The organism is Azohydromonas australica DSM 1124, from assembly GCF_000430725.1.
Classification (GTDB): domain Bacteria; phylum Pseudomonadota; class Gammaproteobacteria; order Burkholderiales; family Burkholderiaceae_C; genus Azohydromonas; species Azohydromonas australica.
Map to the genome: position 1 here is coordinate 71,717 of NZ_AUMO01000055.1, position 6,278 is coordinate 77,994.

General features: G+C 67.6%; 8 protein-coding genes and 1 pseudogene. 5 read left to right on the forward strand and 4 right to left on the reverse strand.

Translation table 11 applies throughout. The features are described from left to right. The first annotated feature begins 918 nt into the window (after positions 1-918). The 3 genes from H537_RS0110000 (at position 919) to H537_RS0110010 (ending at position 2,258) form a co-directional block, all read left to right on the forward strand. Positions 919-1,377: a hypothetical protein gene (locus tag H537_RS0110000; RefSeq protein WP_156901585.1), complete on the forward strand. Its 459-nt coding sequence runs from the start codon at positions 919-921 to the stop codon at positions 1,375-1,377. A 195-nt stretch (positions 1,378-1,572) separates the two neighbouring features. Continuing rightward, a complete protein-coding gene (locus H537_RS0110005; RefSeq protein ID WP_156901586.1) occupies positions 1,573-1,848 on the forward strand; it encodes a hypothetical protein in 276 nt (91 codons plus the stop codon). Continuing rightward, a complete protein-coding gene (locus tag H537_RS0110010; protein ID WP_156901587.1) occupies positions 1,845-2,258 on the forward strand; it encodes a hypothetical protein in 414 nt (137 codons plus the stop codon). The genes H537_RS0110005 and H537_RS0110010 overlap by 4 nt, the downstream gene beginning before the upstream one ends. A gap of 45 nt (positions 2,259-2,303) precedes the next feature. Here the strand turns inward: H537_RS0110010 and H537_RS0110015 are convergent, their stop codons facing one another. Further along, on the reverse strand, positions 2,304-3,395 hold the full coding sequence (locus H537_RS0110015) for an IS630 family transposase (protein WP_028997809.1): 1,092 nt from the start codon (positions 3,393-3,395) through the stop codon (positions 2,304-2,306). A gap of 362 nt (positions 3,396-3,757) precedes the next feature. Here H537_RS0110015 and H537_RS0110020 point away from each other — a divergent pair, with 362 nt between their 5' ends. Then, positions 3,758-4,000, forward strand: coding sequence for a hypothetical protein (locus H537_RS0110020; RefSeq protein ID WP_028997810.1), 243 nt, complete (start codon positions 3,758-3,760; stop codon positions 3,998-4,000). A 71-nt stretch (positions 4,001-4,071) separates the two neighbouring features. Continuing rightward, positions 4,072-4,506 (forward strand): universal stress protein, encoded by a 435-nt coding sequence (locus tag H537_RS0110025; protein WP_028997811.1) that lies wholly within the window; start codon positions 4,072-4,074, stop codon positions 4,504-4,506. 35 nt (positions 4,507-4,541) lie between these two features. Here the strand turns inward: H537_RS0110025 and xseB are convergent, their stop codons facing one another. The 3 genes and pseudogenes from xseB to H537_RS56255 form a co-directional block, all read right to left on the reverse strand. After that, positions 4,542-4,868, reverse strand: a complete 327-nt coding sequence (xseB, locus tag H537_RS55510; RefSeq protein WP_156901588.1) for an exodeoxyribonuclease VII small subunit — start codon at positions 4,866-4,868, stop codon at positions 4,542-4,544. Beyond that, a complete protein-coding gene (locus H537_RS56250) occupies positions 4,865-5,431 on the reverse strand; it encodes an exodeoxyribonuclease VII large subunit (protein ID WP_259375226.1) in 567 nt (188 codons plus the stop codon). Before H537_RS56250 ends, xseB begins: the two co-directional genes overlap by 4 nt. Positions 5,432-5,507: 76 nt before the next feature. Then, positions 5,508-6,278 (reverse strand): annotated as a pseudogene (locus tag H537_RS56255) (exodeoxyribonuclease VII large subunit); the annotation flags it as partial.

Below are 6,278 nucleotides of genomic sequence, written 5' to 3' on the forward strand. Positions count from 1 at the left end.
TGGACGCCATGCCGGCGCAGCCGGGCAGGACATCAGTGGCGGTTGCCGCAGCGACACCAGAGCGTGCAGTTACGGCAGCGGCGCCCGCCCGGTCGATGGCGCCGCCACCGCCGGCCCGCCGCGGCTTCGACGCCGATGCGTTTGCCGAGCAGATGCAGCGCGCGGCCGACAAGGGCGACTCCGACACGCTGGACGCCCTGGCCGGGCAACTGCGCGACGTACCGGGCGAGGACCTGCGTGCCACGCTCACGGACATGTACGAGCGGCTGCGCGGGGGGGCTGGGCCAGCCGCCACAGACAGGCGAAGCGCCCCAGCATCCACCCCCAGGCACCGCCCCGGTGCCGCCGGTGCGGCGGCGCACGGTGCCTTGACGGCAGCCAACAGGTCGAACAGGTTTTTGAAGGGCGATTCACAGCGGGGTGGGGCACGCCTGCCTCCTCCTCCGACTTCCCATCCCGCGCAGCCACGGCGCTGCCGCCCCTTCTTCTATCCCTTGGGGCGCCTCCATGAGCCTTGCACATCTTTACCAAGCCCGTCGCCGGCGAGGCCGGCTGCCTAAGCCTCGCCTAATTCTTCGCCACCACCATGGCTTCCACGGTGCTTGCAGGCGCAACTGCAGTGCCGTCGAGGTTTACAGGGCGACACAGCGGACCGGGCTGACTACTCCTCTTTTTCCCCGGGCTTCTTTTCCCGTCCCGCGCAGCTTCGGCTGCCGCCCGCTCTTTTTCCGGTTCGCCCCCGGCCCGTAGCTGCTGGCGCCTCGGTACCTTCAAGTCGAGGTACCGCGGTGCTGGACCAAGGCCCGATGCGCTGGGCGCCCTGAGCGCTGGTTGAGGCCGGCACCGCGCATTGGTGCCGTGCTGGTGCAGCGCCTGGCGTCCTGATCCTGCAACTTCTGCAAACCCGCAAACGTCGCAGTGAACGATCTCATCTTATTGAACCCTGCCAGCGGCGGACCGCTCCACCACGCGCACCTGTGCACGGTCAATGCCCTTGCACTGCAGGCCGTGGCCGCGCGCATGCCAGGACCCGTGCAGCAGCTCCTGCAGCGATGGCAGGCGCTGCAGGAAGACGTGCGCCGCGCGCGGCATGCCGGCGAGCCGCAGCGCGTCCAGCACTACGTGCTCGGCGGGGCCAAGCTCGCGCGGCTGGGCGTGTTCGACGAGGCTGGCGTGCTGCGGCACATGGCCAGGATGGTGCTGCAAACGGCCCGTGATCCGGCGCTGCCGGCCTTGTGGTGTCGTGCCTGCGTGGAGCAGCTCGCAGCCGCCTTGCGCGAGTTGCGGCGCGTGCTCGGGCCTCGGGGCGCTGTGGCGGCAGCGGCCATCGAGGATGCCGTGCGGCGCGGAGACCACGCTCGCCTGGCGCCTTGTTGAGGCGGCCGCGTCTTCGAGGCGACTGCTGGCGCAGCACTGGCATCTTGCTGGGGCTGGGTATTGGAATACGCTGTGCTGATCCGCGTGACGCGACGTACATCGTCGACGCGCCGGCGCATGCCGGCTGCCCGTGAGATTTCAGCACCCGCCGCGCCAACGGCGAACCGTAGTCACCCTGCAGTGGAGGGTATGCCCGTGAAGCGGTTGTTTCCGGTCAACGAAGCGCTCACCTCCAGGCATGCCGCCGTCCTGAGCATCGTTGCGGCGGACCTGGGCTGCCCTGTGGATGCGGTCTACATCGGCAACGGGGCCAGCGGTCCCGCGGTGTTCCACGAGGACCGCCAGGGCAGCGAAGGCACCCGTTGCGCCTGCGACTTGAGCAGCTTGTACTGGCAGGAGTGCCAGGCGCGCGCAGCCGTGAAGGGGCTGCTGGCGCGTCTGGCGGCCAATCCGGATCGAGGGCCTGCGTGAGCGGCAAGCTCCTTCAGTCCGGCTCGTTCCCCAGCCCGGTCCTACCCGAAGCGCAGCACTCGTCCAGGCGTCCATGCGGGTCACCCATAGGCTCGGAAAGCGGCATCATCCGTGGCATGTACCAAACCGAAGACATGCCCAAGGGCTGGGTCAAGCCCGTTGCCAAGCCCACCCGTGAATCCCTGAAGGCCCGCATCGCGGAGCTGCGCGCCGAGCTGGCCGATACCGAAAGCCAACTGCACGAGATGGAAGAAGGCGCCCGGCTGGAGGCGTTGGTGAAGGTACGCAACCTCATGCGGGCGTTCGAGTTGACGCCGGCAGACCTGGGGTTAGAACCGACGCCTACGCGCCGCGGCCGCCCGCACAAGACCGCCACAGGACAGGAGCAACTGCGCCTGCCTGCCATCTAAGTAGGTAGCAAAAAGTTCTGTATCAGGGTCTCGGAAAACTCCCTGCTAGTGTCCCGTCCCGGAAATTCGTGAGCAAAGTCGATGCAGCTTCTCCAGGATCGATTCCGCCGTGGCAGTCCAGCGAAACGGCTGACAGTGGGTGTTGTACGAGGCCACGAACTGATCAATGCGCTCGATGAGCTGGCTGACGCTGGTAAAGGAGTCGCGCCGGATGGCCTTGTCGGTGATGACGGCGAAGAAGCGCTCGACCTGATTGAGCCAGGAGCTGTAGGTTGGGGTGAAGTGCATGTGCCAGCGTGGCCGCTGGGCGATCCAGGTCTTGATCGTGGGGTGGTTGTGGGTGGAGTAGTTGTCGACGATGCAGTGGATGTCGAGCTCGGCGGGTACGGCGTCATCGATCTCGCGCAGGAATGCCAAGAATTCCTGATGCCGGTGGCGCGGCTTGCATCTCGTGAGCACGGCGCCGTTGAGCACGTTGAGCGCAGCGAACAGCGTCGTGGTGCCGTGGCGGACATAGTCGTGCGTGATGGACTGCACGTGACCCAGCCCCATGGGCAGCCCCGGCTGCGTGCGCTCCAGTGCCTGGCATTGGGTCTTCTCGTCCACGCAGATCACCAGCGCCTTGTCCGGCGGATCCAGGTACAGGCCCACGACATCACGCAGCTTCTCGATGAAAAACGGGTCGGTGGAGAGCTTGAAGGTCTCGCAGCGATGGGGCTGCAACCCGAAGAGCTGGAAGTACCGCTGCACGCTGCTCTTGGAGATGCCCGTCTCGGCTGCCATGGCCCGCACGCTCCAATGAGTGGCGCCATCGGCGGGCTTGGTGTGCAGTGTCATGTTGATGAGCTGTGCCACGCGCTCATCGTCAATGCTGCGCGGCGCACCGGGGCGCACGTCGTCGTACAGCCCGCCGATGCGGTAGGCGATGAAGCGCGCGCGCCACTTGCCCACGGTGGCCTGCGAGATCTTCAACCGCTGGGCGATGGACTTGCTGGCCTCACCGTCGGCGCTGCTGAGGATCATGTGCGCTCGGCTGCTGAGCGCTGCTGGCAGCGAGCGACTTCGCGCAAACGACAACAGCTGCGCCCGCTCCTCATCCGTGAGCACCAGTTCAGCCTTCGGTCTGCCCATACCCATGGCGGCACCTCGACACGCAAGATACTACCTACACGGGCAAATCTAATGCCGATTACTTCCGGGACACGACACTAGATAGGCACTTTTCTATGGTTGGCCTGGTACAAACAAATCGGCTGGGTACTTAGGCAAGTGCCCGGTACGCGCCACCTCGGCGTGGCAGGCCGGCCAGATGCTGACTACCGCCTGGACGCAACGTCCATGTAACCGCACTCCTGTCCCGCCCTCCAGCGGCACAGCAGCAGTGACAAAAGGCCTGGCTCAGCAGGGAGCCCGCAAACTGGGGGCGCCACAGCATGCGCCTGTTGCCCTGGCGATGCTGCACTGCAAAATCGGTTTGTCCTGGAATCCGAGGGGAGGCCATGCAAACCGTGCGTGCCATCGCTCTTATCGAGCGGGCAGTGGAGCTTGCCGATGCGCGGTTCCCCGGCGATGCCCTGCAAGAGGCTTGTCGCTTCGCATCACGGGAGGAGCGGCTGGCTGTCCTGTGCATCGTGCAGTCACGCCCGGCGCTGTTTGGTCACCGTGCAACACCGCAGCAGGTGATCGCGGCCTTGCGCGAGATGGTGCGCGGCGGTCCTGTCCGGCTTCTGGCAAGTGCCTAGCGAGTCCGGCAGGCCGTTGCGCCATAGTTTGTTTGTCGCCCTACCACGGGCAGCTACTGGCAGAGGAACGCATGTACACCCGCATCCTCTTTCCCACCGACGGCTCTGAGGTCTGCTCCAAGGCCCTGCGCCATGCGCTCGACTTGGCCAAGCTTTGCGGGGCCGAGTTGCACGCCCTCAGCGCCAAGGAGATGTTTCCCTACGGCGCCGTTTCCGACCTGCAGCCCACGCCGCCGCAGGAGTTTATGGAGGATCAGGAGCGCACCGCCTCCGAGCGCGTCAAGGCCGTCATGGAAGCCGCCAGGCAAGCGGGTGTGTCCTGCCGCGGCAGCACCGTCGAGGCGGTGCAGCCTTGGGAGGCGATCTGCGGCTACGCTGCAGAGCACGGCTGCGATCTCATCGTCATGGGCTCGCACGGGCGGCACGGCTTGACCGCGCTGCTGCGGGGCAGCGAAACGCCAAGGGTGCTCGGGCATTGCAGCGTCCCGGTGCTGGTGGTGCGCTGAAGACTGGGCTTGCCCTTGACCCTCGGCACCGGCTCTCAGAACGGCACGTCGTCGTCCATGTCGTCGACGCCTGCGCCGGAGGGCGGGCGGCGCGATGCCGGGCGCGTTGGCCGCGCTGGCGCGGCCTGCACCGCATCGTCCTCGCCGCGCTGTACAGACCCCGTGTCGAGTCCGGAGCCTTCGAGCGCCTGCGCCAGCGCCTTCTCCACGGCCTCGATGCGCGCTTGGCAGACCTTGTAGGCCTGCACCGACTCGGTAACGATAGACAGCAGGTCATCGATGTTGGGCTCGTCCTGATCGCGCAGGGTCTGCGCGTGGCGCTGCAGGATCTCGTAGTTCTCGCGGAAGGTCTCGGCACTCATTCTTGTTCCTTCTTCAGCGTCCGGGCGGTCACGGTGCCGTCCCGGAACTCGATCTCAACGTCCTGGTCCGGGGCGATACCGCACACGCCGGTGACCAGTGAGCCTCCAGGGCGGCGCACGATGGCAAAGCCCCGCCCCAGCGTCTTGTGCGGCCCCTGGCCGGTGATCTCGCGCACCAGCGCTTGCGATCTCTGCTTGGCATCAAGCAGCGTCCGGCGTGCGCCGTCGGCGACCTCGCCCAAGGCTCGGCAGGCGCTGTCGCAGGCCCGGGCAGTCTGTACCGCGACGCGTTCAAGCACACCATCCAGGGTGGCCTGCGTTCCAGTGCGGGCGGTGTGCAGCGCGTGCCGCCCCTGGGCCAGCACGTCCACGAGCTGAAGCTGCGCCGCCTGGCGCGCGGCGCCCATCTGGGCCGCGGCCTGGTGGCGCACCTCGCCCAGCAGCGAGTGCGACTGCTGCTGGCCCAGTCGCACGGATTGCACGGCCTGCAGGCGAACGTGCGCAACGGCCTGTGCCGTGTCCTGGCGCGCCTGCTGCAACTGGTGGCGTGCCGTGTGGACCACGAATTCGAAATGCTCGTGGGCGCGCCGGGCCCGCTGGGCGATCAGCTGCTCGATGCCGGCAATCCACCTTGGAGGGCGTGTCAAAGCGCCGGTGCGCTACCTCGTCTAGCACGGTGCTGTCACGCTCGTGGCCGATGCCGGTGAGCACCGGTACCTCAAGATCGCAGATGCAGCGCGCCAGCGTGTAGTCGTTGAGCCAGGCCAGGTCGTTCACCGCGCCGCCGCCGCGGATGATCACGACCGCGTCCGGCAAGGAGCCCGGCTCCCAGTGGTCGAACGCGTGCAGCAGCGCGCTTCGGATCAGCGCCGGGGCGCCTTCGCCCTGGAAACGGCTGTGGGCGTAGACGAAGCGGCACACACCGAAGCGCTGCAGCCGCTGCGCCTCGGCGTGGAAGTCGCCCAGACCGGCCGCTCCCTCGGGGGCGACCACCAGCACCGCGTTGAAGTCCCACGGCGCGGCCAAGCGCCGGTTGGCGTCGAAGACGCCCTCGCGCTGCAGCCGCTCGCGAATCTCGCGCTTGCGTGCCTCCAGGTCGCCCAGCGTGTACTCCGGGTCGATGGCGTCGATCTCCAGGCTCAGCCCGTAGACCGCGTGCACCGTGGGCCTCGCACGCACGAGCAGCTTGATGCCCGCGGCCAGCACCACGCCCGTGGCGCGCTCGAAGGCCGGCAGGATCACGGCCGCCGTGGACGCCCAAATCATGGCGCGGGCCTGCGCCACGGCAGCGCCCTGCGCGTCACGCTCGGCGAGCTCCACGTAGACGTGGCCGCCGCGCGTGTCGGCGCGGCTGACCTCGACGCGCGTCCAGACGCCGCTGCGATAGGCCTGCGCCACGGCGCTGGCCAC

Excerpts from the sequence above, each read along its gene's own strand:
- H537_RS0110015 (WP_028997809.1), bottom strand. The coding sequence starts at position 3,395 with ATGGGTATGGGCAGACCGAAGGCTGAACTGGTGCTCACGGATGAGGAG.
- H537_RS0110020 (WP_028997810.1), top strand. The coding sequence starts at position 3,758 with ATGCAAACCGTGCGTGCCATCGCTCTTATCGAGCGGGCAGTGGAGCTT.
- H537_RS0110025 (WP_028997811.1), top strand. The coding sequence starts at position 4,072 with ATGTACACCCGCATCCTCTTTCCCACCGACGGCTCTGAGGTCTGCTCC.
- xseB (WP_156901588.1), bottom strand. The coding sequence starts at position 4,868 with ATGAGTGCCGAGACCTTCCGCGAGAACTACGAGATCCTGCAGCGCCAC.